Below are 25,572 nucleotides of genomic sequence, written 5' to 3'. Positions count from 1 at the left end.
GCGGACTCCACCACCTCGAAATCTTCGCCACCGCCGACCAATACGAACACCTCCTCACCGTCATGAACACCGCCACCAACCCCCGCACCCCACCCACCACCGGCCCCGGAAACGGCGGAGAGGGCGGAGAGGGCGCCGACGTCACCACCACGGACGCAGACACCGCGGCGGCGGACACGGCCGGAGGGACGGACACGAACACTTCGACGGCGGCGACACTGCACACGGGGCCGGGGTTCGGCGCGGCAGCCGAGGCCGCCGCCGACACCGCCCACCTGGAACGCCGCACCCGGCCCCAACAACTCCTCGACGGCCTCATCGGCGCCTGCAAAACCGCCCTCGCCACCGCAACCCTGCCCGCCACCGGCGGCCTCCGGCCCCAGGTCATGGTCACCATCAGCTACCAGGACCTCCTGGACCGCCTCGAAACCACCGCCACCAACGGAGCCCGCTAGAACACCACCGCGAATCGCCGTCCCCGGTCCACCGGCGGCAACCAGCCCGGATCCCCCGCGGGCGGGCCACCCGGCACCGCGACCGGCACCGGAACGTTCACCTACACCGGCCCCGTCACCCCCGCCACCATCCGCAAAATCGCCTGCGACGCCGACATCATCCCCATCCTCCTCGGCAGCGAAGGCCGCATCCTCGACATCGGCCGCACCACCCGCATCTTCCCGCCCCACATCCGCAAAGCCATCACCGCCCGCGACCAAGGCTGCACCTTCCCCAACTGCACCATCCCCGCCCCCTGGTGCGAAGCCCACCACACCACCTACTGGTCACACGGCGGACCCACCAACACCGACAACGGCACACTCCTCTGCACCCACCACCACCACCTCATCCACAAGGAACAATGGACCATCCACATGCAAACCGGCATCCCCTGGTTCATCCCCCCCACCCCACATCGACCCCAAACAAACACCCCGCCGCAACCACCAACACCGCAACTAAACCCACCGGGAGGCCGCGCTAGGGGCAGCGACCGTGCGGAGCCGGCAGAACGCACTGTGCGGCTGCCGCATGCTCCCGGGGACCATTTCCCGCCATTACTTGTAATACAAGTTTGCTACTTGTAGCCTAAGAAGTGCGGGCGATGTTGCCCCCTAGTCTTCAAGGAGAACCCATGAGTACGGTCGACCTCATCCGGCACGTCAAACTTTCCACGGCGAGGCTCCCGCTGGCCGTCCCCATCAGCGACGCCAAGGTCTTCACCGGACGCCAGAAGCCCATGACCGAGGTTGTCTTCCTCTTCGCCGAAATCACCACCGAGCAGGGACACAGCGGCATCGGGTTCAGCTACTCCAAACGCGCCGGCGGACCTGCCCAGTACGCCCACGCCAAGGAAGTCGCCGAAGGCATCATCGGCGAGGACCCCAACGACATCGGCAAGATCTACACCAAGCTTCTCTGGGCCGGCGCCTCCGTGGGCCGCTCCGGCGTGGCAACCCAAGCACTGGCCGCCATCGACATCGCCCTGTACGACCTGAAGGCCAAGCGTGCCGGCCTGCCCCTGGCCAAACTCCTAGGCTCCTACCGCGATTCCGTCCAGACCTACAACACCTCCGGCGGCTTCCTCAACGCCACCCTGGATGAGGTCAAAGCACGCGCCACCCAGTCCATCAACGAGGGAATCGGCGGCATCAAAATCAAGGTCGGCCTCCCCGATAGCAGAGAGGACCTTCGCCGCGTCGCCGGCATCCGCGAACACATCGGCTGGGACGTGCCGCTCATGGTGGACGCCAACCAGCAGTGGGACCGCGCCACCGCACTGCGCATGGGGCGCCAGCTCGAGGAATTCAACCTCGTGTGGATTGAAGAGCCGCTGGACGCCTACGACTTCGAGGGCCATGCCCACCTCGCCTCCGTCCTCGACACGCCCATCGCCACCGGCGAGATGCTGGCTTCGGTGGCCGAGCACAAGGGCCTCATCAACGCCAACGGCTGCGACATCATCCAACCCGACGCTCCCCGCGTCGGCGGCATTACGCAGTTCCTCCGCCTCGCCGCCCTCGCGGACGAACGCGGCCTGGGCCTGGCCCCGCACTTCGCCATGGAGATCCACCTGCACCTCGCCGCCGCCTACCCGCGCGAACCGTGGGTGGAACACTTCGACTGGCTCGATCCCCTGTTCAACGAGCGCCTCGAAACGAAGAACGGCCGCATGATCGTTCCCGACCGTCCGGGGCTGGGCGTGAGCCTCAGTGACCAGGCACGCGCCTGGACCACCGAGGCCGTGGAGTTCGGCGCGTAATCTTGAACCCATGAGCCGGAACCTGACCGCGGACCTCGCCGCCGATCTTCGCGCCCGCATTGTCGACGGCGCCATACAGCCCGGCGACAAGCTGCCGAGCGAAAACACGCTGATCAGCGAGTTCGGCGTCAGCCGCACGGTGGTCCGTTCCGCGCTCACCCGGCTTCAGGCCGAAGGACTCGTGGAAACCGAGCGGGGGCGGGGCAGCTTTGCGCTGACCCCGCCTCCGGACGGGCCGACCTCGGCCCGAGGCACCCGCGCTGTGGTCACCATGGAGGACCGCCTGCACCTGCTTGAGTTCCGCATGGGCGTCGAGTCCGAGGCCGCCGCTCTGGCAGCAAGGAATCGCACCGACCGCCAGCTGAAGGTTGTCCTGCGAGCCCTCGAAGAGTTCACCGCCAGCGTAGGGCACCCGGCGCACGCCATGAAATCCGACTACGACTTCCACCGTGCGGTCGCCGCGGCCTCCGGAAATCCGTTCTATTCCGACTGCCTCGCGTCACTGGGCCAGACCATGATCGCCATGCCCCGGACCCGGCTGATGACGGGCGTTGAGCACTACGCCCGCGACCACTTCGACCAGGTGGTCCACGAACACGGGTCCATCTACGCTGCCATCGCAGAAGGTGACGAATCGTCGTCGTCGGCCGCCATGCGCAACCATTTGGCGAATTCCCGGCGCCGCCTGCGCGCCCCGGCGCCGGCCGCCGGCTGACAACGGGGCCGCTCTACGGGCGGCATCCTGCGATCGGGGCTTCGCCATTCCTTCAAGGTATTCGGTAATGCAAATTTTGTGTTGGACGCGCATCGCGGGTGGCCAATACAGTGAGTGAAATCGCTGTGGCGCTGGCCACAGATCTATCGCCCGTCGCCAGTCGACCCGCGTCGCCTATTCAAAGGAATTACCCAGGCAGTCTGTAGACACCGCTGTCACGGACGTGGCACACGCCACGAAGAAGTTTTTCAAGCGTGTTCTGCCCATCATGCTGGTCATGCTCGTATGCAACCAGCTGAACCGGTCCAACATCGGCTATGCCCATGAGCACCTCGAAGCCGACGTGGGCATCGGCGCCGCCGCCTACGGCTTCGGCGCCGGTCTGTTCTTCATCGCCTACGCCATCTTCGAACTCCCCAGCAACGTGATGATGGAGAAGTTCGGCGCAAAGGTGTGGCTGACACGGATCATGATCAGCTGGGGCATCGTCTCCTTCCTCATGGCCTTCGTGCGGCACCACCTCAAGGAAGGAAAGGCGCAGCGGGAGGATGGGGTCGGGTTTGGGCGTGGTAACGGTGAGGGTTGTGGCGTCGACAGCCTTCACCTTCAGCTCGGCATCGCCGAACACGTAGCCTTCCACGTTGCAGCCGAGCTTGGAGTTGACGGCCCTGTCGATCGTGAAGGCCGCGGCTTCCGCATTGAACGGTGTGCCGTCCTGGAACTTCACGCCTTCGCGCAGCTTGAACGTCCATCCCGTGGCTGACGTTGCTTTCCACTCCGTTGCGAGCAAGGGTTCGAGTTCGCCGGTTTTGGGATTCCGCTCTACCAGCGGCTCCGTCACGTTTGAGCGCACCACCACGCCGGTGGACGTGAGGTTTGACTCGCAGGCCTCCAGCGTCGGCGGCTCCTGGGCAAGGACCACGCGGAGAGCGCTTCCGGAGGCAGGTGCGGCCTCGGAATTGGACACGGCGCAGCCGCTCAGCGCCAGCAGGGCCCCGGCCGCGAGGGCCGGCCATTTGACCGCCGGTGCGGAAAATAGGGGTGTTGAAGAAGACGTCATTGGATCCTCCGGATTAGTGGAGCACGGCAGGCTGCAGCTTTGACGATGGTGAGGACAGGGAGCTGGGGGCCGCGCTGGACTCAAGCTAGTTGTGATTCCAAAAACACCACAAGGGGACGGAGGGCCAGCCCGCCCCCGCGTCGGGCCCTTCGCCGCATCCCGGGGCGATGTGATGGGCACCACGCGCCCCCAACTGCCCCGCTATTCCGCCAAATTTGGACCACCAATTCACATCTTGCATCGATCCATGCTTATTGCATGTTGGACGCGTATGGATCCCCGAACCTACTGTGCAGGGTATGAACAACAACGTCGCTGTCCTGCAGGTAGGGCCACTCATGCAAACTGTCCAAGACACGGTGGTCGACGCGTACGGCGCCGTCCGGCTCCCCGATTCCGCAGCCGACCAGGCCGAGTTCCTGGAACGCCGCGGCAGCACCTTTGACGTCGCCGTCACATCGGGGCGCTTCGGCGTGGGAACCGAACTGATGCGCGCCCTTCCTAACCTCCGTGCGGTGGTGAACTTCGGCGTTGGCTACGACACCACCGACGTCCAGCAGTCGGCAGAGCGGGGAATTTCCGTCAGCAACACGCCCGATGTCCTCAACGACTGCGTGGCGGACACCGCCATCGCCCTCTACGTGGATGTGCTGCGCCGCACCAGCGCCGCAGACCGGTACGTCCGGCGCGGAAATTGGACCCGTAAAGGCAACTTTCCCCTCGCCACCAATGCCAGCGGCAAGCGCGTGGGGATCCTTGGCCTTGGAAGGATCGGGAAGGTGATTGCCCGCAGGCTGGAAGGCTTCGACTGCATCATCAGCTACCACAACCGCAAGGAGGCGGCCGGGGTAACGTACGACTACGCGCCGTCCCCGGTGGAACTGGCCAGGAATACGGACGTACTCATTGTGGCAGCGGCCGGCGGCCCGGACTCTGCACACGTGGTTGACCGTGCGGTCATCGAGGCACTCGGCCCTGACGGCTACCTCATCAATATCGCCCGGGGTTCGGTCGTCGACGAACAGGCCCTGGTGGCGGCCCTGCTCGCCGGTGAGCTGGCCGGCGCAGGCCTTGACGTCTACACCGATGAGCCAAAGGTGCCCCAGGATCTGCTGGCGATGGACAACGTGGTCCTGCTGCCGCACCTGGGCAGCGGAACACACGAGACACGGGCCGCCATGGCCGACCTCACGCTCGCGAACCTCGCACAGTTCGCAGCGGACGGAACCCTGGTCACGCCTGTCGTTTGATGCACGGCCGGGCACGACTGCCCTGCGGAAGGGCAAAAAGAAACACCCCGGTCCAAAGACCGGGGTGTTTCTGATGCGTGCGCGAGGGGGGATTTGAACCCCCACGCCCTTTCGGACACTGGCACCTGAAGCCAGCGCGTCTGCCGTTCCGCCACTCGCGCGCAACTTCTTCGACACAGTTTCAGCCCCGGAATCCGGAGTTTCAACCTCGTAAAAGCAGCGAGATCAAGCATAACGGACAATCCCGGCAAAACGCCAATCGGGCCTTTCCGGGGCGCAGTGCCGGTCCCGTCCGCAGGCGTCGTCGCCGTCGTCTATGGCCGCCGCAGCCCGGCGGGACTGCGCCCACGGGCGTGTGATCCCGCAAACACCGGGGCCTCCAAAATGAACGAATCGAGCGTCCGGCGCGTTGTGGATTAAGGTCATTCGCAGGCGTGGCAAGTAGTATCGGATGTATAGGCGCCCGCTTCCGGCGGGCCCGCTGTTCTGTTGTGACCTGCGTTGCCAGTTGAGTTCCACGAGATGTGCTGCCCCGCAGCTGCAAGGAAAGGAGAGGGACCATGGGTTTGCTTGACAAAGTCGAGCGTGGCATCGAAAAGGCCGTCCGCGGCGTCTTCTCCACCGGTTCCAAGGCCCAGGTTGAGCCTGTGGAAATCGCCAGCCGCCTGCGCCGCGAAGTGGACCATAAAGCCATCACTGTTGCCGCCGGCCGCACCCTTGCCCCCAATGTCTTTGACGTGATGCTCAGCGACGACGACTTCCAGCGGGCCCAGGAGTGGGGCACACCGCTGGCCGAGGAACTCTGCGACGTAGTCATCAACCATGTCCGCAGCCAGGGCTACACACTGCAGGGCCCCGTCCGGATTTCCTTCCGGCGGGACGAGGCACACCGGGCCGGAGACTTCGAGATCACCTCGAAAACCGAAAAGTCCGCCGGCGCTCCAGCACCAGCGGCGCCCCGCGCCAACGTTCCCGCAGCGCCCAGCCGCCAGCCGGTCCGCCTGCAGCCGGTCCTGGACATCGACGGCCAGCGGTATTCACTCAACGCACCCTCTATCGTCCTGGGCCGTTCATCAGAAGCTGACATTTTGGTGGACGACACCGGAGTTTCACGCCGCCATCTGGAAATCCAGACGGCCGGCGGCACCACCACGGCCGTGGATCTCGGTTCCACTAACGGCAGCTACGTCAACGGACATAAAGTGGCCGGCAGCATGGAGCTCACTGACGGCTCCACCATCACGATGGGACGGACCAAAATCATCTTCCGCCTCCTGCCCGCCAACACTGGCGGCCGCCCATGAGCGAACTGACTATCACCGCCCTGCGTTTCGGCTTCCTCCTGCTTCTCTGGGTCCTCATCTTCAGCATTGTCTCTGCCATGCGCCGCGACCTCATGATCGGCCGCAAGGCCGCCACCGGTGCGCCCACGGCACGGCAGGTCCGCAAGAACCCCGAACTCGCCGAGCCGCCTCCCGCCCCCGTCAAGCAGCAGGCCCGCCAACTTGTGGTGACCGAAGGACCCCTTAAGGGAACCACCGTGCCCCTGGCCGCGAGCCCCATCCTGCTGGGCCGGGCCCAGGAGGCCACCCTGGTGCTCGAGGACGACTATGCGTCCGGGAGGCATGCCCGGCTCTTTCCGCAGGGAAGCCGCTGGTTCATTGAGGATCTCGGCTCCACCAACGGCACATATCTGGCCGACCAACAGCTCACCCGGGCCCTTCCCGTGGACCTTGGTATACCCGTGAGAATCGGCAAGACGGTCATCGAATTGAGGCCATAGCCATGGCCGCCCCGGACATTCCCGCAGAGAAGGCACCAGCCCCGAAGCGGCCGCTCATTTTGCGTTACGCCGCCCGTTCCGACGTCGGCCGCATCCGTGCCAAGAACGACGATTCCGCCTACGTGGGCAGGCATCTCGCCGTCGTGGCCGATGGCATGGGCGGGCACGCCGGCGGTGATGTTGCCTCGGCCGCCACGGTTCTGGACATGATCCACCTGGACACGGACGAATACCACGGCGACGCCGGTACCGTCCTGGCCGATGAAATCCAGACCGCCAATTCCCTTCTCTCGGAACTTGTCCACATCAATCCCAAGCTTGCCGGGATGGGTACGACCGTAACGGCCCTGCTACTGGCCGAGGGCCAGCTTCACTTCGCCCACATCGGCGACTCCCGCGCCTACCGCCTGCGTGATGGTGAATTTGAGCAGATCAGCGTGGACCACACCTTCGTCCAGCGGCTGATCGACGAAGGCCGCCTGCGCCCTGAGGAAGCCGAAACCCACCCGCACAAGAACGTCCTGATGCGCGTCCTCGGCGACGTCGACGCGAGCCCCGAACTGGACCTCGACACGCTGGAGGTGCAGCCCGGCGAACGCTGGCTGCTCTGCTCCGACGGCCTGAACTACGTTGCAGGCCACGTCGTGGAGCGGACAGTCCGGGAAACGAAGGACCTCCGCGAATGCGTGGAAACCCTCGTGGACCTCACCCTCGAGGCCGGCGCCCCGGACAACGTCACCGTCGTCATGGCGGAAATTGTCGAGGAAACGCCCGACGACGTCCGAACAGCCGCCGTCGACGTCGTTCCTCCCGCCGGGGCACCCGGCGCAACGCCCGCTGCCGCCGCCGATCCAGGCGCTGCGGCTCCGGCCAGCCCCGCAAAACCGGCCGACGCGCCCGCCACGCCGACCCCGGCATCCGGGTCCACGGGTGCGCCCGCGAACGATGCTGAACCGCATGTCGAAGCGGATGACAAAACGGATGCGGCCGGCACGGAAGATTCCGAATCCGCCCCGGCCAAGGAACCCGGCACCGGCACAGATCCCCATCTGGGCGAACACCTATCGGCAGAAGTGCTGCGCCAGGAGCTGTCGTCCAGGCCACACCTCCTGGTCGGCGCAGCGGTAACGGCAGCCGAATCGGGTTCCATTCCCACCATTGCAGGCCGCACCGTGGCGCGCCGGGCAGCAACCGTCCTGACCCACAAATCCGAGCAGGACCGCGACGGCACTGAGGAGCCCGGGCCCGAGAGACGTCCGCGGCGCTGGATCACGATGGGCATCGCGGCGGCCGCGCTTGTGGTCCTCGCCGTCGGCCTGTGGCTGGGGTACGCCTGGACCCAGACGCGCTACTACATCGGCGAATTCGATCAGCGGGTGGCCATCTTCAACGGCGTTTCACAGCGCCTCGGCCCCATCCAGCTGTCCACGCTGGAGGCGGTCACGGACATCCGGATGGATTCCCTGCCCCAGTTCTCCCAGCAACGGGTCCGCCAGACCGTGCCCGCGCGCGATCTCTACGACGCCCAGCGCATCGTCAAAAACCTTGAACGCACGGGCACCACGGCGCCCTCGGACGAATGTATTACTCCGTCGCCTACCCCGTCCGCATCGCCGCGGGCCACACGCCCTGCAGCCACCGCGAAGCCCACGGCGACCAGCACTGCAAAGCCGACGGCTGCTGCCACCGCGAAGCCGACCGCTACTGCCGGGGCATCCGCTGCACCCACCCCAACCGCGACCTGTGAGGCGGGCCAATGACCATCGCCGAGACCATGCCCAAACCCCGGCGCAATGTGGAGCTTCTGCTGCTGGTGCTGGCCCTCTCGGTCAGCATCGGCGCCAACGCGCTGATCAGCGTCGACGGGCAAACCGCACTTGATACTGACTTCTGGTTCCAATCAAGCCTTTTGGCGGTGGCGGCCCTCGTCTTCCACGTGGTCCTCCGCTTCCGGGCAAAATATGCGGATCCGGTAATACTTCCCATCGTGGTGGCGCTCAACGGCCTTGGCCTGGCGATGATCCACCGGCTGGACGCTCCCGGCGAGGACACCGGCAACAACCAGCTCCGCTGGACGCTGATAGCCATGGCCGTCGCCATTGCCGTGATCTGGTTCCTCAAGGACCACCGCGTCCTGCGGCGCTTTACCTACATTTCGCTGGCCGCCAGCGCGCTGCTGTTGATTCTGCCGCTGGTGCCCGGCATTTCCGCCGGTGAGATCCTGGGTGCCCGGGTCTGGATCAGGCTCGGCCCCATGACCTTCCAGCCCGGTGAGGTCGCCAAGATCACCCTGGCAATATTCTTCGCCGGTTACCTATCGTCCAACCGCGATCTCATCATGCTGGCCGGACGCAAGATCGGGCCCCTGCAGTTCCCGCGGTTCAAGGACATGGGCCCCATGATCACAGCATGGCTCGTAAGCATCGGCGTGCTCATCTTCCAGCGCGACCTCGGATCCTCCCTGCTCTTCTTCGGCTTGTTCCTCGTGATGATCTACGTGGCCACGAGCCGAATCAGCTGGGTGGTGATCGGCCTCGCACTGATCCTCGGCGGCGGCTTTGTGGCCTCCAAGGTCTTTTCGCACGTCGCGCTCCGCATCGACGCGTGGCTCAACGCGTTCACGGAGGAAGTCTTCGGCCGGTCTCCCGGCGGCAGCGGCCAGATCGTGGAAGGTCTGTTCGGCATGGCCAGCGGCGGCCTGGTGGGCACCGGCCTCGGCCAGGGCCGTCCCAACCTCGTGCCGTTTGCCAACAGCGACATGATCATCGCGTCCTTCGGTGAGGAACTGGGCCTGATCGGGCTCTTCGCCATTGTCCTGATGTACCTTCTGCTGTTCACCCGGGGCTTCCGGGCGGCCCTCGGGACACGCGATGCCTTCGGCAAGCTCCTGGCCTGCGGCCTCTCGTTCGCGGTGGCACTGCAGTGCTTCGTGGTCATCGGCGGCGTGACCCGGCTGATCCCCCTGACGGGCCTTACCACACCGTTCCTCGCCGCCGGAGGCTCCTCCCTGCTGGCGAACTGGATCATCGTGGGCCTCCTGCTGATGATCTCGCACACGGCTCGCGGGCCGGTGGACACGACGCCCATGCAGCCGGGCGGTGTTCCTGAGGCGAAGAAAACCGAAGCCTCCGGCGGCCGGCGTGGCAAGAACGCCACCCAAATCCTTCCAGACGCTCCCACCGAGGCGGTGAAACACCTGTGAACCAGGCCATTCGACATTCCTGGATTGCCGCGATCGCCATGTTCGCCCTGATCTTCGGTGCCCTGAGCTACGTCCAGGTGGTTGGCGCCGACGAACTCAAGGCCAATGCCTGGAACAAGCGCGCCATCCTGCAGAACTACTGCAATGACCGCGGGGCCATCCTCGTGGCAGGCACACCGATTGCCGAGTCCGTCCCGGCCAGCGAGACCTGCAAATTCCAGCGCACCTACGCCCAGCCCGAGCTGTACGCCGGACTCACCGGCTACTTCTCCAAGAATTACGGAGTGACTGGGCTGGAACGCGCCATGGACGCCCAGCTCGCAGGCAGCTCGGACCAGCAGTTCCTGGACCGGATCGGGCAGCTCTTCCTGGGCAACCAGCCCAAGGGCGCCTCCGTGGAGCTGACCATCGACCCCAAGATCCAGAAGCTGGCGTACGACCTCATTCCGGACGGCCAGCGGGGTTCGATCGTAGTCACGGACCCCAAGACCGGCAACATCCTGGCCATGGTCAGCAAGCCGTCCTACAACCCCAACCTGATCGCCACCCAGGACGCCGCCAAAGAGCAGGCTGCCTACAACGAGATCATCAAGGTCCCGGGCGTCAACCTCAACCAGTCCGTCAGCGGACCCACGGGGGCAGTCCTGGCCCCCGGCTCGGTCTTCAAGATCGTGGACACTGCGGCAGCCCTGGCCTCCGGAAAATACAACGCGGACAGCCAGCTGCCCAATCCGGCGGAGATGTCCTTCCCCGGTATCCAGTACAAGCTTCCCAACTACGCCGGCGGCAACTGCTACACCCGGAACACCGCCACCTTCGCCTTCGCGCTCCAGCAGTCGTGCAACACGCCTTTCGCCAGGATCGCCCTTGACCTTGGCGAGAATGCGATCGCCGAGCAGGCCGCCAAGTTCGGCTGGGGCCAGGAACTCGGGGACCAGCTCAAGGTCGACTACCAAAAGAGCATCTTCCCCAAGAACCTGGACGATGCCGGGCTGGCCCAGTCCGCCATCGGACAGCGCGACGTCCGCGCCACGCCGCTGCAGATCGCGCTGATGACCTCGGCCATAGCCAACGGCGGAGTCCAGATGGCCCCCAACCTGATCAAGGCCGTACGTTCACCGGACCTTCGGGTACTGGACGAACCGAAGCCCACGGCCCTGAGGACCTCAACCACACCGGAAATCGCCGGCCAGATCACCCAGTGGATGACCAGCGTGGTGAGCGAGGGCATCGCCGGCGGAGCCGCAGTCCCGGGTGTGCAGGTCGCCGGCAAGACCGGCACCGCGGAACTCGGCACCGGATTGAACAACTCTTGGTTTACCGGGTTCGCCCCGGCCAACGACCCGCAGGTGTCTGTCACGATCGTCATGCAAGGCGTGGACATCTCCACCGGCGCACAGCTAACCAGTCCGAACGCAAAGAAGATTTTTGAGGCGGTGTTGAATAAGTGAGGCCTACATCAGGAATCACCCTCGGCGGCAGATTCCAGTTGACCACGCGTATTGCGATCGGCGGCATGGGTGAAGTCTGGAAGGCCAAGGACCTCATCCTCGGCCGGATCGTGGCCATCAAAGTGCTCAAAGAGGAGTACACGGGCGATCCCGGATTCCTCCAGCGCTTCCGTGCCGAGGCCCGCCACACCGCCCTGCTCAACCACGTGGGCATCGCCAATGTGTTCGACTACGGCGAGGAGGAGGGCTCCGCGTACCTGGTCATGGAGCTGGTCCCCGGCCAGCCGCTGAGCAGCATCATCGAACACGAGCAGGTCCTCTCGCCGGACCGCACCCTTTCCATGATCGCCCAGACGGCGCGTGCGCTGTCGGTGGCCCATGCACAGGGGCTGGTGCACCGCGACATCAAGCCGGGAAACCTGCTCATCACCCCCGACGGCCGGGTCAAGGTCACCGACTTCGGCATCGCCCGCCTGGCCGACCAGGTTCCGCTGACGCAGACGGGCCAGGTCATGGGAACCGCCCAGTACCTCGCGCCGGAACAGGCAACAGGCCAGACAGCCACCGGCGCCTCGGACATCTATTCCCTCGGCGTGATCGGCTACGAATGCCTCTCGGGCCACCGCCCGTTCTCCGGCGAATCGCAGATCGCCATTGCCCTGGCGCAGGTGAATGACGCCCCGCCGCCGCTGCCGGAAACCCTTCCGAGGCCGGTCCGGGCCCTCCTGATGTCCATGCTGGCCAAGGATCCGAAGAACCGTCCGGCCAACGCCATCAAACTGTCCGAAGCCGCCGAGGCGATCCGCAACGGCGACATCCCCGCGGCCCAGGCCGCCGTGCCCGGCATGCTGCTTTTCGAAGGCGCCACCGGCCCCATCACGGCCCCGGTCAAGGCGCACACGGCTCCCACCGGCGTCATCGGCTCGGAAAAAAGCTCGACGACGGCGACATCCGCACTCCCGGTGCTGGGCGCCGCGGCCGCTGGCGCGGCGGCGGGAGGCGCTGCCGGCGCTGCCGGCGCAGCCGCAGCAGCCGGGGACGCGCCGACGCGTGCCGGCAGCACACTCTCGCGGGCCGACGCCCTCGCCGCCGAGCGCAGCTGGAGCCAGGAAGAGGAACAGTACGACGAGGAACCGGCGGATGAGCCGCAGCGGCGCGGGCGCAGCCCCTGGACCTGGCCGTTGATCGCACTGATCCTGCTGGTCCTCTTCGCCGTCGTGGGCGTCCTGCTGACCCAGGCCGGCATCCTGTTCCCGAAGACGCCCGCCGGCACCGCGTCAGGCAGCCCGAGCCGCACTGTTTCAACGAGTGCCAGCCCGACGCCGTCGGCAACTTCGGCAACCCCAACGGAAACCACGCCGTCGCCGACGCCCACCGAGACCACCCCGGAGGCCATCAACCTGATACCCGATGCCTACCTTGGCAAGCCGTACGGCCAGGTCCGCAACGACCTGATCGCCCTCGGCCTTCAGGTGAACGGCGTCGAGGTCTTCAATCCCGCGGCGCCCGGCACGGTCACTGACATCAATCCCGCCGGGCCTGTGCAGGTCGGGGACACCATCAAGGTGACGTACTCCAAGGGTCCGGAATCGGTTTCTGTCCCCGACATCAGCGTGGGCAGCAGCGAAGCCGAGGTGCAGGCCGCCATCGAAAAGGCCGGGCTGCGCTGGGTCAAGGGCGCTGAAGAGGCCGGAGACCCCGGGCAGGAAGCGGGCACGTTTGTCAGGTCCGAGCCCGACGCCGGGCGAAAGGTCGAGGCCGGATCCGTGGTGACCTACCACCTCGCCGCCCCGTTGGTTTCCCCGCCAGCCGCCACCCCCAGCACCGTTCCAACCCAAAGGTAAGCCGTGACCACGTCGCCAAGAACTCCGTCGCACCGGGAGGATAGCATCCCTGTGACACCACAGCGCGTCCTCAACGGGCGCTATGAGCTCGGGGAGCTCATAGGACGCGGAGGAATGGCCGACGTCCACCGTGGCGTCGATACGCGCCTCGGCCGGACCGTTGCCGTCAAGCTGCTGCGTGCGGATCTGGCCCGGGACCCGCAGTTCCAGGCCCGGTTCAAGCGTGAAGCCCAGGCCGTCGCGGCCCTGAACCACCCCTCGATCGTCGCCATCTACGACACCGGCGACCACGCGGTGCCCGGCGACGCCCAGGATCACGTCCGCGTTCCCTATATCGTGATGGAATTCGTCTCCGGCAAGACGCTCCGGGACCTGATCAGGTCCAAGGACATCACCATTGACCAGGCGATCGATTACACCCTGGGTGTGCTGTCAGCCCTGGAGTACAGCCACAAGGCCGGAATCGTGCACCGGGACATCAAGCCGGCCAACGTGATGTTCTGCGAAAACTCGGACACGGTCAAGGTCATGGACTTCGGCATCGCACGTGCCATGGCTGACTCGTCCGCCACCATGACACAGACGCAGGCGGTGGTGGGCACGGCCCAGTACCTCTCCCCGGAACAGGCCCGTGGCGAGACTGTGGACGCCCGAAGTGACCTGTACTCGGCCGCCTGCCTGCTCTATGAAACGCTGACCGGCCGGCCTCCGTTCATTGGTGAAAGCCCCGTTTCAGTGGCTTATCAGCATGTTCGCGAGATACCGGAGCCGGCCAGCAGTTTCAATCCCGAAGTTTCCGAAGCACTGGACAGCGTCCTGGCGAAGGCACTGCAGAAAAACCGGGCGGACCGTTTCCAGGATGCCGCCGCCTTCCGGCGCGCGCTCCGTGCCGCGAAGAACGGCATCTCCGTGCCTGCGCTGTCAGCCAGTGAGGCGCCGACGGACCCCAACGACCACATTCCGGAACCCCGCCGGACACCGGCGACCGCCGCTTTTTCCGTCACCGGCGCCAGCTTCCTTGACGACGCTCCCGGCGGCCGGTTCCGCCCGGCGCGCGGCACCGGAGACGATGCCGTGCTGCCGGCGGAGGCCGCATCGGTCTATGAGACGGCCGAGCAGGATGACCTGCCCCTTGGCCTCCCCCGCGAACGGGAGCGCACCGGGGTACAGAAGTCCCGCCGTCGCGCCTGGATGGCCACGTTTGTGATCTTCACGCTCCTGGTTCTGGCAGGAGGTGGCCTGTGGCTGTACAACATGATGAACCAGCCGCCGGCTGAGCCAGTCAGGATTGCCATCCCCCTGGTGGAGGCCCGGACGGAAACTGAAGCCCTGCAGCTGCTGTACGACGCGAGGCTGCGGCCGCAGATCAAGCGGGTGCAGCACGACACCATCGCGAAGGGCATAGCCATCGGAACCGAGCCGCCGGCCGGATCGTCGCTGGCACCGGACTCTGACGTGACACTGAATATTTCGGCGGGTCCAAGTGCCGTTAAGGTCCCGGCGACCCTGCCGGGACGGACGGAGGCGGCCGCCCGCGACATCCTGCGCCAGGCCGGCCTCGTGGGGGCGCCCTCCACCACGATGGCCAACAGCGCAACTGTGCCCGGAGGCCTTGTGATCACCACCAAGCCGGCTCCCGGCCAGCAGGTGGCCGTCGGCAGCACCGTGGAAATTGTGGTTTCCACAGGCAAGGTGGCCATGCCCGAGCTGCGCGGCATGACGCAGGCCGAAGCCGAGGCCGCGCTCAAGGCGATCGGCCTGACCGCGGTGATCAGGGAGGTGGAGAACTCCCAGGTTGTCCCCGGCAAGGTAACCGGGCAGAGCGATCCGCTCAACGCCCTCGTGGAACAGGGAAAGTCCATCACCGTCACGGTTTCAAAGGCTCCTGCGCCGAAGCCCACACTCAGCCCGTCGCCCACCCCGAGCCCGTCGCCGACCAAGAGCTGAGCGGCCGCGCGCTGACCGGTCCCGCGACGCAGGCGTAAGCCGCCGCGCCCGCGAAGTTCCGGCTGGCTAGTGCTGGATGAGGGGGCTGAGCTTGGCCGCCCGTTCGGCTGCGCCCTTCATGCCGAGCGATTCGAGCCAGTTGCCCAGCATCTGGTAGCCGCCTTCGGTGAGGACCGATTCCGGGTGGAACTGGACGCCGCACAGCGGGGCGGTGCGGTGCTGCAGCCCCATGACCACGCCGCTGGCGGTCTCGGCAGTGATTTCGAGGACGTCGGGAATGGACTCCCGAACGGCGGCCAGCGAGTGGTAGCGCGTGGCGGTGACGGGGGAGGGGAGCCCGGCGAAAACGCTGGAACCGTCGTGCTGCACCAGCGACGTCTTGCCGTGCATGAGCTCCGGCGCGTGCGTCACGATCCCGCCGTACGCCTCAGCGAGGGCCTGGTGCCCCAGGCAGACGCCGAACATCGGCTTGCTGTGCTCTCCGCACCACTTGATCAGCTCGATGCAGACGCCCGCCTCGGCCGGCGAGCCCGGACCGGGCGAGATGAGGACGCCGTCGCGCGTTTCCGCCATTTCGATGGCCTCGGCCAGCGTCACGTCGTCGTTGCGGACCACCGTGGTTTCGGCGCCGAGCTCCTGGAGATAGCCCACCAGGGTGTAGACGAAGCTGTCGTAGTTGTCCACGACGAGGATCTTGGTTGTGCTCATGGGTTGCTTGCCGCACCAATCGTTGAGTCGGTGAATTGTGTGAACTGGGACATCCAGGGAAACAGGAACTCGACCATCAGGAACAGGGCCCCGGCGATCAGCAACACTGAGGTGACAATGCGGAGCCAGAGGGGGCCCGGCAGGTGACGGAATATCCAGCCGTACATGTCAGCCTTCCCCCCGGGCACGTGCCACCTGGGCTGCGATCTCCGCCGGCGGTCCTGCGGAGGCCGGCTGCCAGTGGTCCAGCAGGGAGTAGGCGATGATCCGTTCCTGGGATCCGAACCGGGGGTTGCAGCTGGTCATGGTGAGAAAGCTTTCCGTGGGCCTGACGCCCGGCTGCGAGGGCACGGGCAGGAGGACATCGGCGTCGGTGGGCATCACGATCCGGTTGTTCCGGAATACGTAGACGTAGTAGCCGTCGCGTGTCTGGACGTAGATTTTGTCGCCGGGCACCAGCGTGTGGATGTTGTCCAGGACGGCACCGTGCGTCTGCCGGTGGCCGGCCACGGCGAAATTCCCCACCGCCCCGGGCATGGACGTGTTGCCGTAGTGGCCCAGGCCAAGGGTGTCCAGCACGTCCGCCGTGGTTCCCTCGACGATGGGCCGGGTGTAGTTTTCGCCGAACCGGGGGATATACATGATGCCGATCGTCCCGCCGTGGCCGGGAGCCGTGCCGACAGCGGGCTTGCCGTAATCCTTGGTTCCGGGCGCGGGGGCTGACGGGCTCGGGACCGGTGCGGGAGTGACCGGGCCGCCCAGCTCCCGCGCGAAGTCTTTGACCACTTCGCTTTGCTTGGCGTCCGAAGCCACGTTGGTCCACCACAGCTGCCAGGCGACGAAAAGCAGGAGCACGATGCCGGCCGTGATGAGCAGCTCGCCGAAGATCTGGACTGCTTTGCGCAGGATCACGACGCCGGTGGCCGGTACGGCGGCGGGCGCCGCCTTCTCCTGCAGTACCACGCGTTCTCCTCCAAGGCGGTTGCGGCGGGCGCCGGTGTGGCCTGAACTACAGCTAGAATTGGCTGCTAGTAAGACTTCAGACTTGACCAAGAGCACCCCGACCGCCGGCGATTTCCTTCCTGCAGGATATCAAGCCACGGTCCACACTCTTGATTCAGCCCGCCAAGGAGGACATGTGCCCGAGTCAAAGCCACGTAAGAAGACTGCCCGCCCGGCCGAGCCCGTCTCCGCCCAGGCGTACAAGCCGAACCCCGTCTGGTTTAAGCCCGTCATGTTCGGCCTGATGATCATCGGCCTGCTGTGGATCATCACGTTCTACATCAGCGAGGGACAGTTCCCCGTCCAGTCCTGGGAATCCTGGAACATCCTGGCCGGTTTCGGCATCGCCATCGCGGGCTTCCTGATGACCACCCGCTGGCGCTCCTGACCCGCGCCACTTCATGACGGTGGAAGGCATCATCATCGGCGACGATGGCCTGGCACGTCCGCTGTGGGCCTCGTCGGACCCCCTCATGCGCGAGTACTACGACACCGAGTGGGGCCTGCCCGTAAGGGATGAACAGGGCCTCTACGAGCGCATCAGCCTGGAGGCGTTCCAGGCGGGCCTGTCCTGGGCCACCATCCTGCGCAAGCGTCCCGCCTTCCGCGCGGCCTTCCACAATTTCCACCCGGAGACGGTTGCCGCGTTTACCGATGCCGACGTCGAACGGCTGCTCCAGGATCCGGGCATCGTGCGCAACAGGCTCAAAATCCGCGCCGCCATCACCAACGCGCAGGCAACCATTGCACTGCGTGCCGAGGGCGGGCTGGTGGACTTCGTCTGGCAGTTTCAGCCGGCCTCCACGCCGGAGCCTGTCACGTACGCCGACGTTCCGACGACGTCGGTGGAGTCCATCGCGCTCTCGAAGGCGCTAAGGAAAAAGGGCTTCGCCTTCGTCGGCCCCACCACCATGTTTGCCCTCATGGAGGCCATCGGCATGGTGGACACGCACCTCGTGGACAGCCACCGCCGCGGTACGTCCGGAGTCTGGCGCTCATAGCACGTCGCCGCCCACACCTCGGAGGATGGCTGACTCCGGTTTCGCTAGCTCAGGCCGGGCGCAACGACGAGCTGCACATCGTCCTCGTACAGGACCGTTCCCGGGTCATCCGAAGTCCACCCATGGGCACCGTCCACACATGTTGGTAACGATATCCACAGTGTGGATAAGCCGCGGCCCCCGGGCCCACCTGAAAGCCGCGCCAAGGCCTTCGCTGCCACCATTGTTGCGCCAGCGGGTTATTAACAGATGTGGAAAGTCTGTGGAAAACGTTGCCTGGCTACTCCTGCTTGCGCCGCACCGGGTGCTGGCTGGTGATCGACACCCGGTTGAACGCGTTCATGGCAATGGCCAACCAGCTGACTGCCGAGTACTGCTCGACCGACAGGTGGTCCCGCGCATAGCCGTCCTCAAGGTCCCGCTCCCGGGCGTCCGGAAGGTTCGTGATGCTCTCTCCCAGGGCCAGGGCCGCACGCTCGGTGCCGTCAAACAGGGCGGTGTCGCGCCAGGCGGACAGGACTGCGAGGCGCTGCACGGATTCACCGCCTTTCAGGGCGTCAGCCACGTGCATGTCCAGGCAATAGGCGCAGCCGTTGATCTGCGAGATGCGGACGTTCAGCAGCTCAATGACCTTGGGGTCCAAACCAGCCTCGAGGGCAGCCTCCTTGGCCTTCAGTCCCAGGCCGTTCAACGCGCGCCAGGCTGCAGGGTGCTCCTTGTCCAGGAAGACATGTTCGGTGGAGTGGTTACTCACGGGATACTCCTCGCAACATCGGGCCACGACCTCCGGGGTCCACGTGGCTGGCAACTCATCCGAGACTACACGCGGAGCGAAGTTATCCACTTAGCAACAGGCAGCTTCCCACAGGTTATCCACAGATGGGGATAACCTGTGGGATATTTGTGGGCGATCGCCGCGATTTAGGCCTTCACAGCACGCGTTTGTCGCGAACTAGATGCATGATAGTTATTAACACTGTGAATAACCCTGTTGAAAATGTGCGCGGCCGGTCCGGTTCGTCATGGGTTCACCGGCTGTCCATCCCGCATAAGCCGGGCTTCACGCCGCCGTGGTGGGGACAGGAGCGTCCAGAACCCGTCGTGTGCTGATAGATCGCCTTCCGGCACCGCGGAGCGTGGTCTTCCCGTCAAAGTTGTCCACTTAACCACAACTCCGCCGTGGCGGGTTATCCACATGTGTGGACGCCGCAGACCCCCGGAGCGCAAGAACCGCCAGTCCCGGCGGAATTTGGGCCGTCGAATGTTGAACTACAGCCGTGTAAGTTACCAACAGTGTGGATAAACCCTGTGGAAAACCCGTTCAAACCAGAAACCCCGCCTCGGACGAGGCGGGGTATGGCTGGGGGAAAAGGCCTGGACGGTGAAGCATTTACCGGTACCGGTGCGGCATTGCCTGGCGGGACCTTCCCGCGGAGTTCGGTCCGTGGCAGACGGTGTGGAAGCGGCACCGCCGATACGCGTCCGACGGAACGTGGGACCAGGTCCACGGGAAGCTTCTGGCCGAAGCGGACGCCGCCGGGGTGATCGACTGGACGGTTTCGGTGGACTCGACCATCAACCGAGCTCACCAGCACGGGACGAACCTTCCCCGCACCACAGGGGGAACTTCCGAATTACAAGAAACTGTCTGCTGAACAACCTGACCATGCGGTCGGCCGCTCCAGAGGCGGGCTGAGCACCAAGATCCATCATGCCTGCGACGGCCAGGGCCGCCCCCTGGCGATGATTCTTGGTCCCGGACAGGGTGGTGACTCGCCGATGTTCCCCGTCGTAATGGAGGCCGTCCGGGTGCCTCGCCTCGGCGGCGGCCGCGCCAGGACCCGGCCGGATGCCGTGATGGGCGACAAGGCCTACTCGTCCAGGGCGAACCGGTCACTGATGCGCGGACGGGGCATCAAAGCCGTCATCCCGGAGCCCTCCGACCAGATCGGACACCGCAAACGCCGCGGTTCACGCGGCGGGCGGCCCGTGAACTTCGACTCCGAGACCTACAAAGGCCGCAACACTGTCGAAAGATCCTTCAGCCTCTTCAAGCAATGGCGGAGCGTCGCCACCCGCTACGACAAACTCGCACTGACCTATCGAGCCGGCGTCGTCCTCTACGCCGTCGTCATCTGGCTACGCCAATAAGGAGACACGCCCTAGGCGCGGCGCGACGGTCTGTGCCCGTGCGGGGCTGGCGTCTGGCGGTTCAGCCGACGATGATGCGGAACCAGGTGGCCGCCACCAGCAGTGCCGCGACCAGGGCCAGGCCGCCTGCCTGCATGAGGTTGCGGCGGGGTCCACGCGGGGCGTAGGCGATCGCCGCAGCGCAGAGGCCACCCGTGATCAGGCCACCCAGGTGGGCCTGCCAGGCGATCTGGGGCACCAGGAAACCGATGACGCCGTTGATGGCGATGAGTACCCAGAGTTGCCTGGTGTCTCCGCCGCGGTGCCGCTGGACCACCAGCATGGCGCCGAAAAGCCCGAAGATGGCGCCCGAGGCGCCGACGACGCCTGTGATGGGCTGTCCCGGGACGTAGCCGGGTGTCAGCAGGAGATAACCGACTGAGCCGCCGATAGCGGACAGGAGATACACGGCAAGGAAGCGGGCTCGTCCGAGGAGCGGCTCCAGGGCCTGGCCGAACATCCACAGCATGTACATGTTCAGCGCGATATGCAGGATAAAGCCCTGCGAATGAAGGAAGGCCGACGTCAGCATGCGCCAGGGCTCGAACACCCCGTATTCCGGGGTGGCGTAGACGGTGGCGAAGGCCAGGTTTTGGTAGACCTCGTCGCCGGGAATCAGCCATTGCAGCACATAGAGCACGCCGCACAGGGCGATGATCCCGAACGTCACCAAAGGTTTGTCGGACGCGACGGCGCCGCCGTAGACCGTTCTGGCAGTCGGCGTCGTACGTTTTGCTTCGTTGACGCAGTCAACGCACTGGAATCCGACGGCGGCCGCCCGCTGGCACTCTGGGCATGCGGGGCGCCCGCAGCGCTGGCAGCTCACGTAGGAGGGCCGGTCCGGGTGCCGGGGGCACACGGGAACCTGCGCGGACGGCTCTGCCGACGGAATTCCGTAACTCATCGTGTGGGTTAGAGCTGCTCGACGTCGATGCTGTTGATCGTGACGTCCTCAACCGGGCGGTCGCCCATTCCGGTGCGGACGCCCTCGATTGCGTCAACAACCTTCTTGGACTCGTCGTCAGCTACTTCGCCGAAGATGCTGTGCTTGCCCTGCAGCCAGTCGGTGGGGATGGTGGTGATGAAGAACTGCGAACCGTTGGTTCCCTTGCCCATCTGGATGCCGGCGTTCGCCATGGCCAGCTTGTACGGGGCGTTGAAGGTCAGTTCCGGGTGGATCTCGTCGTCGAACTTGTAGCCCGGTCCGCCGACGCCGCGGCCCAGGGGATCGCCGGCCTGGATCATGAAGTCCTTGATGATCCGGTGGAAAATGGTGCCGTTGTACAGCGGCGTACCGGTCTTGTCTTCGCCGGTTTCCGGGTGCGTCCAAGGCTGCTCGCCCGTGGCCAGTCCGATGAAGTTCTTCACGGTCTTCGGCGCGTGGTTGCCGAAGAGGTTGACCACGATGTCGCCGAGGCTTGTGTGGATGGTTGCTTTTGCAGTTGCTGTGGCAGTCATAGCGCCATTGTTTCACGGAGGGTCAACGCGGAAGCGGCTGTAAAGGCAGTTCCGCGCTGGGTGAAATCGGCGCTGAATCCGCCGGAACGATAGCAGCCCGGGTCATCATCAACGTAGGCTAGCGACAGAGCCGTCACATTAATCGGGAGGTAGTTGTGAAGAAATCGGATCGTATTGCCCGCGAACTGGAGTTGTCGGTCAGTTCAGCGGTTGACACCGCGAAAGACAAGGTAGAGGCTGCCGTCGATTGGGCTGTGCCGCGCCTTCAGCATGGCATTGACACCGCTTCCCCCAAGATCCAGGAGGGGCTCAAATCGGCAGCCTACAACCTGGCCGACGGCGTCGCCACCGTGACACCGCGGCTGCAGGACGGGCTGGCGCAGCTGGCACCCAGGATCCACGACGCCGTTGAGGTAGCCACGCCGCGGCTGCACGAGGCCCTGGACAGGGCAACTCCCGTCATTGCCCAGGCCCGCGACCGCGTGGTGGTGGAATACCTTCCCCGCCTCTCGGACCAGATCGGAACCGCCTCCGAGGCAGTCCACCGCACCCTGGAGGGCGCTCCTGCCCGAGTGGACGCCGTGGCCCAGAAGCTCGGCGACGCCGGCATCATCCACACCATCCAGGAGCAGGCCCAGGTGGCCGGTGGCCATCTGAAAACAGCAGCCTCCGATGCCAGCAGGGCAGTGACCGGCAAGGCGCTGGTGCAGCCGGAGAAGCCCAAGAAGCGGGGCCTCCTGATTGTGGCTGTGATCGCCGCGGCCGTGGCCGCCGGCGTCGCTGCGTGGAAGGCTTCCAAGCCCGTGGAGGATCCCTGGAAGACCCCGGCACCCGTTACACCCACCCCGCCGGCCCCGTCCACGCCCACTGCGTCTGCACCGGTGGCTGAAACGCCTGCTCCCGTTCCCGCAGCCACCGTCAGCGAGTCCGCGGCCGGTTCGGCCGAAGCGGCCTCCGACGACAACGACGACGAGGGCCCCGACAAGGCGAAGCACGTTGCCGAGGATCCTGAAGGCGGCGCCGGCACACCTCCCACGGATGCCAAGACGGCAGTCAAGAACATTGCCGCCAACATGGACAACGGCGCCAGCAAGCCCGCCGGAACGTAAGTAACCAAAAGTAACAGCGTCACGCCCGCAACGGCGTGCAAAAGGAGGGGTCCCGCCTGGTGCGGGGCCCCTCCTGCCGCATCACCCGGAGTCAGGCCGCAATCGGCCAGGATGGGCCGGGCCGCCGGAACGAAATCCATCGGTGCTAAATTTGAGGTGATGTCACCCGATAGATCTTCCGAGGACGCCCCGCTTGATGCTCCGCAACCGCCGGGCGTATCAATCGTGATACCGGCATATAACGAGGAAAGCGTCATCCGGCAGTGCCTCATCGCCGCGGTGTACCAGTCAGTTCCCGCGCACGAGATCATCGTGGTGGACAACATGTCCAAGGACCGCACAGCTGCGATCGTGCTGCAGATGCAGCAGGAGTACCCGGAGAGCCCCATCATCCTGCTGAGCCAGGACACGACCCAGGGCCTCATCCCCACGCGCAACTTTGGCCTCGACCACGCCACCGGTGAAATCCTAGGCCGCATCGATGCGGACTCCGTGGTGGAACCAGACTGGGTGGAGCAGGTACAGAAGGCGTTTGCCGAGCTGTCCACGCAGGCCGCCACAGGTCCGGTTGTCTACTACGACATGCCCATGCGGCGCTTCGGCCTCAAGGCCGACGACAAGATGCGCCAGCTGATGCTGAAGCTGGCCAAGCACCAGTACCACTTCCTGTTCGGATCGAACATGGCCCTTCGGCGCTCTGCTTGGGAGACCATCCGGGACGAGACCTGCCTCGATGAGAAGGACGAGATGCACGAGGACATCGACCTCTCCCTGCATCTGGCCGACCACGACCTCAAGGTCCAGTACTGGCCGCAGATGGTCTCCGGAATGTCGGCCCGCCGGCTGGAAGACTCACCGCGTGACTACCGCTACTACGTGACCCGATTCGACCGTACCTACAAGGCCCACAACGTGAAGAAAATGGCCCTGAAGGCTCCCATGGTGGTGTTCTTCTCGGTGTACTTCCCAGCCAAGCTGCTGCGCGCCATCCACACCGTCAACACCAGCCAGCCTGCCCGCCGCGGCGGGCAGTAGCCTCAGGCCGGATTCAGGCCGGCCCAGCCTCGGACCGCGCCGTAGGACAGAGCTCAGTCAGTCCCCAGCCCAGTCAGTCTCCAGCTCAGTCAGTTCCAAGCTCCGCCAGCGGACGCCCCAGCGGCGGCCTGCCGCGCCCCGCCTTGCCGTTCCGCTGGCCCATCACGACGACGGCGAGCCCCACCAGGATCAGCGCTAGCCCGCCGTACGTCCCGGCCAGCAGCGTCTCATGCAGGAAGAAAGCCGCAAGCAGGGCTGCCCCGGGGATCTCGAGCAGGATGATCATCGAGACGAGCAGCGGGCTCATGGTGGCGAGCAGGTGGTTGAACGCCGTGTGACCCACCAGCTGGGCGCAGACGGTGATCGCGATGATCCCCAGCCAGCCGCCGGCGTCGAACCCCACCAGGGGTTGGCCGGTAGAGAGCGCCAGCAGCGCCACCAGCGCGGCGCACATGCCGTAGCAGAGCGCGGTGTACGTCCCCGTGGTCATGCTCTGGCGGGCCTTCCCGCCGGCCAGCGTGTAGATCCCGGCCAGGAGGCCGCCGGCCATTGCCAGCAGGTCGCCGAGCAGTGCCTCGGGCGAGGCTCCCATGTCGAAGCCGGTGATGGCCACCACGCCGCCAAAGGCTATTCCGAGGCCCACCAGCACCTGCCAGCGGTGCTTCACGCCGCGCACGAGCTGTATGACGGCAATCCAGGCTGACTGCAGGCACACCAGCGCCGTCGCAGCAGCCACCGACGTCAGCTGTAGGGAGGTGATGAAGCACGCGAAGTGCAGGGCCAGGGCCACAGCCGCAATGACCGACCAGCGGAATTCCTTGCCGGTGACGCGGCCGAACTGGTCGGGCTCCCTGATCAGCGTGGGCGAGGCCATGACGGCCGCGCCGATCGCGTTGCGCCAAAAGGCGATGGCGAGGGCGCTCACCGTGGTGGCACCCAGCGTTGCAGCGATGAGCGGTCCCGACGAAGCGACGCCGAGGACACCCAGGGCCGCAAGGAAAAAGTTCACGGTTCCACAGTAGTGCGCCGCGGCAGCTGATTCGGCCTGCCCAGAGAGCGCCGGCCGCTTGCGTTCCTACCCGGTTAAAGCAAAAGTCCCGGCCATTCCTGGCCGGGACTTTCTTATGGTGGAGGCACGGGGACTCGAACCCCGAACCCCCTGCTTGCAAAGCAGGTGCGCTACCAATTGCGCCATGCCCCCATAAGAAGCAACCCGTCAATCATACCCTAGTTCCGGAGGCCGGCTAACCAGCTTCCGGACCGGGGATCCGGACTATTCAACCGTATCGGTTGACTTACTCCAGACCGTTTTCCGGGCCTCGGACTCCTGCACCTTCTTGTAGAGCAGGACGCCTGCGACCGCAGCTGCAATAACCAGCAACTTCTTCACACGCACCCCGTTCCGGCCGGATTCTCTCGAATCCCACCTCAACTACATGAAACCTGTGCAGGTTCCGTGGGCGTACCAGGACTTGAACCTGGGACCTCTTCGTTATCAGCGAAGCGCTCTAACCGCCTGAGCTATACGCCCCGATGCCTCATCGGGCCGAGACATGA

The 25,572-nt window shown here is 65.5% G+C and carries 22 protein-coding genes, 3 tRNA genes and 2 pseudogenes; 17 read left to right on the top strand and 10 right to left on the bottom strand.

The annotated features are described in order from the left end of the window. From ABFP37_RS08215 to ABFP37_RS08200, 4 genes and pseudogenes are all read left to right on the top strand, one after another. Positions 1–455: hypothetical protein (locus ABFP37_RS08215; protein WP_347033220.1), on the top strand; the 455-nt coding region annotated here is incomplete at its 5' end. Positions 456–1,132: 677 nt separating this feature from the next. Further along, complete coding sequence (locus ABFP37_RS08210) at positions 1,133–2,260, top strand: mandelate racemase/muconate lactonizing enzyme family protein (RefSeq protein ID WP_347033219.1); 1,128 nt, start codon at positions 1,133–1,135, stop codon at positions 2,258–2,260. Between the two features lie 10 nt (positions 2,261–2,270). Further along, positions 2,271–2,975, top strand: a complete 705-nt coding sequence (locus ABFP37_RS08205; RefSeq protein WP_078028454.1) for a FadR/GntR family transcriptional regulator — start codon at positions 2,271–2,273, stop codon at positions 2,973–2,975. A 268-nt stretch (positions 2,976–3,243) separates the two neighbouring features. Beyond that, positions 3,244–3,426 (top strand): annotated as a pseudogene (locus ABFP37_RS08200) (MFS transporter); the annotation flags it as partial. Between the two features lie 108 nt (positions 3,427–3,534). Here ABFP37_RS08200 and ABFP37_RS08195 read toward each other — a convergent pair. Next, positions 3,535–4,035, bottom strand: a pseudogene (locus ABFP37_RS08195) (ABC transporter substrate-binding protein); the annotation flags it as partial. A 338-nt stretch (positions 4,036–4,373) separates the two neighbouring features. On the opposite strand from ABFP37_RS08195, the gene ABFP37_RS08190 reads away from it, so the two are divergent. Continuing rightward, positions 4,374–5,285 carry a 2-hydroxyacid dehydrogenase gene (locus tag ABFP37_RS08190; RefSeq protein ID WP_347033218.1) on the top strand — a complete coding sequence of 304 codons (912 nt, stop codon included), beginning with the start codon at positions 4,374–4,376 and terminating at the stop codon, positions 5,283–5,285. 78 nt (positions 5,286–5,363) lie between these two features. Here the strand turns inward: ABFP37_RS08190 and ABFP37_RS08185 are convergent. Then, positions 5,364–5,446 (bottom strand) — tRNA-Leu (locus ABFP37_RS08185). 399 nt (positions 5,447–5,845) lie between these two features. Between ABFP37_RS08185 and ABFP37_RS08180 the strand changes: the two genes are divergently transcribed. The 7 genes from ABFP37_RS08180 to pknB are packed head-to-tail and all read left to right on the top strand — an operon-like array spanning position 5,846 to position 15,512. Continuing rightward, positions 5,846–6,589: a DUF3662 and FHA domain-containing protein gene (locus ABFP37_RS08180; protein ID WP_078028452.1), complete on the top strand. Its 744-nt coding sequence runs from the start codon at positions 5,846–5,848 to the stop codon at positions 6,587–6,589. Continuing rightward, positions 6,586–7,068 carry an FHA domain-containing protein gene (locus tag ABFP37_RS08175; protein ID WP_078028451.1) on the top strand — a complete coding sequence of 161 codons (483 nt, stop codon included), beginning with the start codon at positions 6,586–6,588 and terminating at the stop codon, positions 7,066–7,068. Before ABFP37_RS08180 ends, ABFP37_RS08175 begins: the two co-directional genes overlap by 4 nt. A gap of 2 nt (positions 7,069–7,070) precedes the next feature. Further along, positions 7,071–8,828 carry a PP2C family serine/threonine-protein phosphatase gene (locus ABFP37_RS08170; protein WP_347033217.1) on the top strand — a complete coding sequence of 586 codons (1,758 nt, stop codon included), beginning with the start codon at positions 7,071–7,073 and terminating at the stop codon, positions 8,826–8,828. Then, positions 8,825–10,270 carry an FtsW/RodA/SpoVE family cell cycle protein gene (locus ABFP37_RS08165; protein ID WP_078028449.1) on the top strand — a complete coding sequence of 482 codons (1,446 nt, stop codon included), beginning with the start codon at positions 8,825–8,827 and terminating at the stop codon, positions 10,268–10,270. The genes ABFP37_RS08170 and ABFP37_RS08165 overlap by 4 nt, the downstream gene beginning before the upstream one ends. Continuing rightward, on the top strand, positions 10,267–11,721 hold the full coding sequence (locus tag ABFP37_RS08160; RefSeq protein ID WP_078028448.1) for a penicillin-binding protein 2: 1,455 nt from the start codon (positions 10,267–10,269) through the stop codon (positions 11,719–11,721). Before ABFP37_RS08165 ends, ABFP37_RS08160 begins: the two co-directional genes overlap by 4 nt. 38 nt (positions 11,722–11,759) lie before the next feature. Next, positions 11,760–13,565, top strand: a complete 1,806-nt coding sequence (locus ABFP37_RS08155; protein WP_347033216.1) for a protein kinase — start codon at positions 11,760–11,762, stop codon at positions 13,563–13,565. Positions 13,566–13,616: 51 nt separating this feature from the next. After that, positions 13,617–15,512, top strand: coding sequence for a Stk1 family PASTA domain-containing Ser/Thr kinase (gene pknB, locus ABFP37_RS08150; protein ID WP_347033215.1), 1,896 nt, complete (start codon positions 13,617–13,619; stop codon positions 15,510–15,512). A 66-nt stretch (positions 15,513–15,578) separates the two neighbouring features. Here pknB and ABFP37_RS08145 read toward each other — a convergent pair whose 3' ends face one another. Together ABFP37_RS08145 and ABFP37_RS08140 are read right to left on the bottom strand one after the other, a co-directional pair. Beyond that, the gene (locus ABFP37_RS08145; RefSeq protein WP_347033214.1) at positions 15,579–16,220 is read right to left on the bottom strand and encodes an aminodeoxychorismate/anthranilate synthase component II; all 642 of its coding nucleotides are present in this window, start codon (positions 16,218–16,220) and stop codon (positions 15,579–15,581) included. 168 nt (positions 16,221–16,388) lie between these two features. Then, the gene (locus tag ABFP37_RS08140) at positions 16,389–17,183 is read right to left on the bottom strand and encodes a class E sortase (RefSeq protein ID WP_078028443.1); all 795 of its coding nucleotides are present in this window, start codon (positions 17,181–17,183) and stop codon (positions 16,389–16,391) included. A gap of 175 nt (positions 17,184–17,358) precedes the next feature. On the opposite strand from ABFP37_RS08140, the gene ABFP37_RS08135 reads away from it, so the two are divergent. Together ABFP37_RS08135 and ABFP37_RS08130 are read left to right on the top strand one after the other, a co-directional pair. Further along, positions 17,359–17,610, top strand: coding sequence for a cell division protein CrgA (locus ABFP37_RS08135; protein WP_078028442.1), 252 nt, complete (start codon positions 17,359–17,361; stop codon positions 17,608–17,610). A 13-nt stretch (positions 17,611–17,623) separates the two neighbouring features. Beyond that, positions 17,624–18,223, top strand: a complete 600-nt coding sequence (locus ABFP37_RS08130; protein ID WP_347033213.1) for a DNA-3-methyladenine glycosylase I — start codon at positions 17,624–17,626, stop codon at positions 18,221–18,223. Between the two features lie 280 nt (positions 18,224–18,503). On the opposite strand, the gene ABFP37_RS08125 is transcribed toward ABFP37_RS08130, so the two are convergent. After that, the gene (locus ABFP37_RS08125; RefSeq protein WP_078028440.1) at positions 18,504–18,977 is read right to left on the bottom strand and encodes a carboxymuconolactone decarboxylase family protein; all 474 of its coding nucleotides are present in this window, start codon (positions 18,975–18,977) and stop codon (positions 18,504–18,506) included. Between the two features lie 890 nt (positions 18,978–19,867). Here ABFP37_RS08125 and ABFP37_RS08120 point away from each other — a divergent pair. Continuing rightward, the gene (locus tag ABFP37_RS08120; RefSeq protein WP_347033228.1) at positions 19,868–20,374 is read left to right on the top strand and encodes an IS5 family transposase; all 507 of its coding nucleotides are present in this window, start codon (positions 19,868–19,870) and stop codon (positions 20,372–20,374) included. 61 nt (positions 20,375–20,435) lie between these two features. Here ABFP37_RS08120 and ABFP37_RS08115 read toward each other — a convergent pair whose 3' ends face one another. Both ABFP37_RS08115 and ABFP37_RS08110 read right to left on the bottom strand, forming a co-directional pair. Further along, the gene (locus tag ABFP37_RS08115; RefSeq protein ID WP_347033212.1) at positions 20,436–21,083 is read right to left on the bottom strand and encodes a rhomboid family intramembrane serine protease; all 648 of its coding nucleotides are present in this window, start codon (positions 21,081–21,083) and stop codon (positions 20,436–20,438) included. A 242-nt stretch (positions 21,084–21,325) separates the two neighbouring features. Further along, positions 21,326–21,871, bottom strand: coding sequence for a peptidylprolyl isomerase (locus ABFP37_RS08110; protein ID WP_078028438.1), 546 nt, complete (start codon positions 21,869–21,871; stop codon positions 21,326–21,328). A gap of 155 nt (positions 21,872–22,026) precedes the next feature. On the opposite strand from ABFP37_RS08110, the gene ABFP37_RS08105 reads away from it, so the two are divergent. After that, entirely contained in the window at positions 22,027–22,980 is a 954-nt protein-coding gene (locus tag ABFP37_RS08105; protein WP_347033211.1) for a hypothetical protein, read from the top strand. Between the two features lie 159 nt (positions 22,981–23,139). Further along, a complete protein-coding gene (locus ABFP37_RS08100; protein WP_078028473.1) occupies positions 23,140–24,015 on the top strand; it encodes a glycosyltransferase family 2 protein in 876 nt (291 codons plus the stop codon). An 85-nt stretch (positions 24,016–24,100) separates the two neighbouring features. On the opposite strand, the gene ABFP37_RS08095 is transcribed toward ABFP37_RS08100, so the two are convergent. The 3 genes from ABFP37_RS08095 to ABFP37_RS08085 all read right to left on the bottom strand — a co-directional run bounded on the left by ABFP37_RS08095 (position 24,101) and on the right by ABFP37_RS08085 (position 25,546). Then, the gene (locus ABFP37_RS08095; protein ID WP_347033210.1) at positions 24,101–25,024 is read right to left on the bottom strand and encodes a DMT family transporter; all 924 of its coding nucleotides are present in this window, start codon (positions 25,022–25,024) and stop codon (positions 24,101–24,103) included. Positions 25,025–25,140: 116 nt separating this feature from the next. Continuing rightward, a tRNA-Ala gene (locus ABFP37_RS08090) sits at positions 25,141–25,216 on the bottom strand. A gap of 256 nt (positions 25,217–25,472) precedes the next feature. Continuing rightward, a tRNA-Ile gene (locus ABFP37_RS08085) sits at positions 25,473–25,546 on the bottom strand. Positions 25,547–25,572 lie beyond the last annotated feature (26 nt).

It is taken from the genome of Burkholderia sp. RS01, assembly GCF_039748055.1.
GTDB lineage: Bacteria > Actinomycetota > Actinomycetes > Actinomycetales > Micrococcaceae > Arthrobacter.
This window is presented reverse-complemented; position numbering and strand designations above follow the sequence as displayed.

Excerpts from the sequence above, each read along its gene's own strand:
- ABFP37_RS08210 (WP_347033219.1), top strand. The coding sequence starts at position 1,133 with ATGAGTACGGTCGACCTCATCCGGCACGTCAAACTTTCCACGGCGAGG.
- ABFP37_RS08205 (WP_078028454.1), top strand. The coding sequence starts at position 2,271 with ATGAGCCGGAACCTGACCGCGGACCTCGCCGCCGATCTTCGCGCCCGC.
- ABFP37_RS08190 (WP_347033218.1), top strand. The coding sequence starts at position 4,374 with ATGCAAACTGTCCAAGACACGGTGGTCGACGCGTACGGCGCCGTCCGG.
- ABFP37_RS08180 (WP_078028452.1), top strand. The coding sequence starts at position 5,846 with ATGGGTTTGCTTGACAAAGTCGAGCGTGGCATCGAAAAGGCCGTCCGC.
- ABFP37_RS08175 (WP_078028451.1), top strand. The coding sequence starts at position 6,586 with ATGAGCGAACTGACTATCACCGCCCTGCGTTTCGGCTTCCTCCTGCTT.
- ABFP37_RS08170 (WP_347033217.1), top strand. The coding sequence starts at position 7,071 with ATGGCCGCCCCGGACATTCCCGCAGAGAAGGCACCAGCCCCGAAGCGG.
- ABFP37_RS08165 (WP_078028449.1), top strand. The coding sequence starts at position 8,825 with ATGACCATCGCCGAGACCATGCCCAAACCCCGGCGCAATGTGGAGCTT.
- ABFP37_RS08145 (WP_347033214.1), bottom strand. The coding sequence starts at position 16,220 with ATGAGCACAACCAAGATCCTCGTCGTGGACAACTACGACAGCTTCGTC.
- ABFP37_RS08130 (WP_347033213.1), top strand. The coding sequence starts at position 17,624 with ATGACGGTGGAAGGCATCATCATCGGCGACGATGGCCTGGCACGTCCG.
- ABFP37_RS08110 (WP_078028438.1), bottom strand. The coding sequence starts at position 21,871 with ATGACTGCCACAGCAACTGCAAAAGCAACCATCCACACAAGCCTCGGC.
- ABFP37_RS08100 (WP_078028473.1), top strand. The coding sequence starts at position 23,140 with ATGTCACCCGATAGATCTTCCGAGGACGCCCCGCTTGATGCTCCGCAA.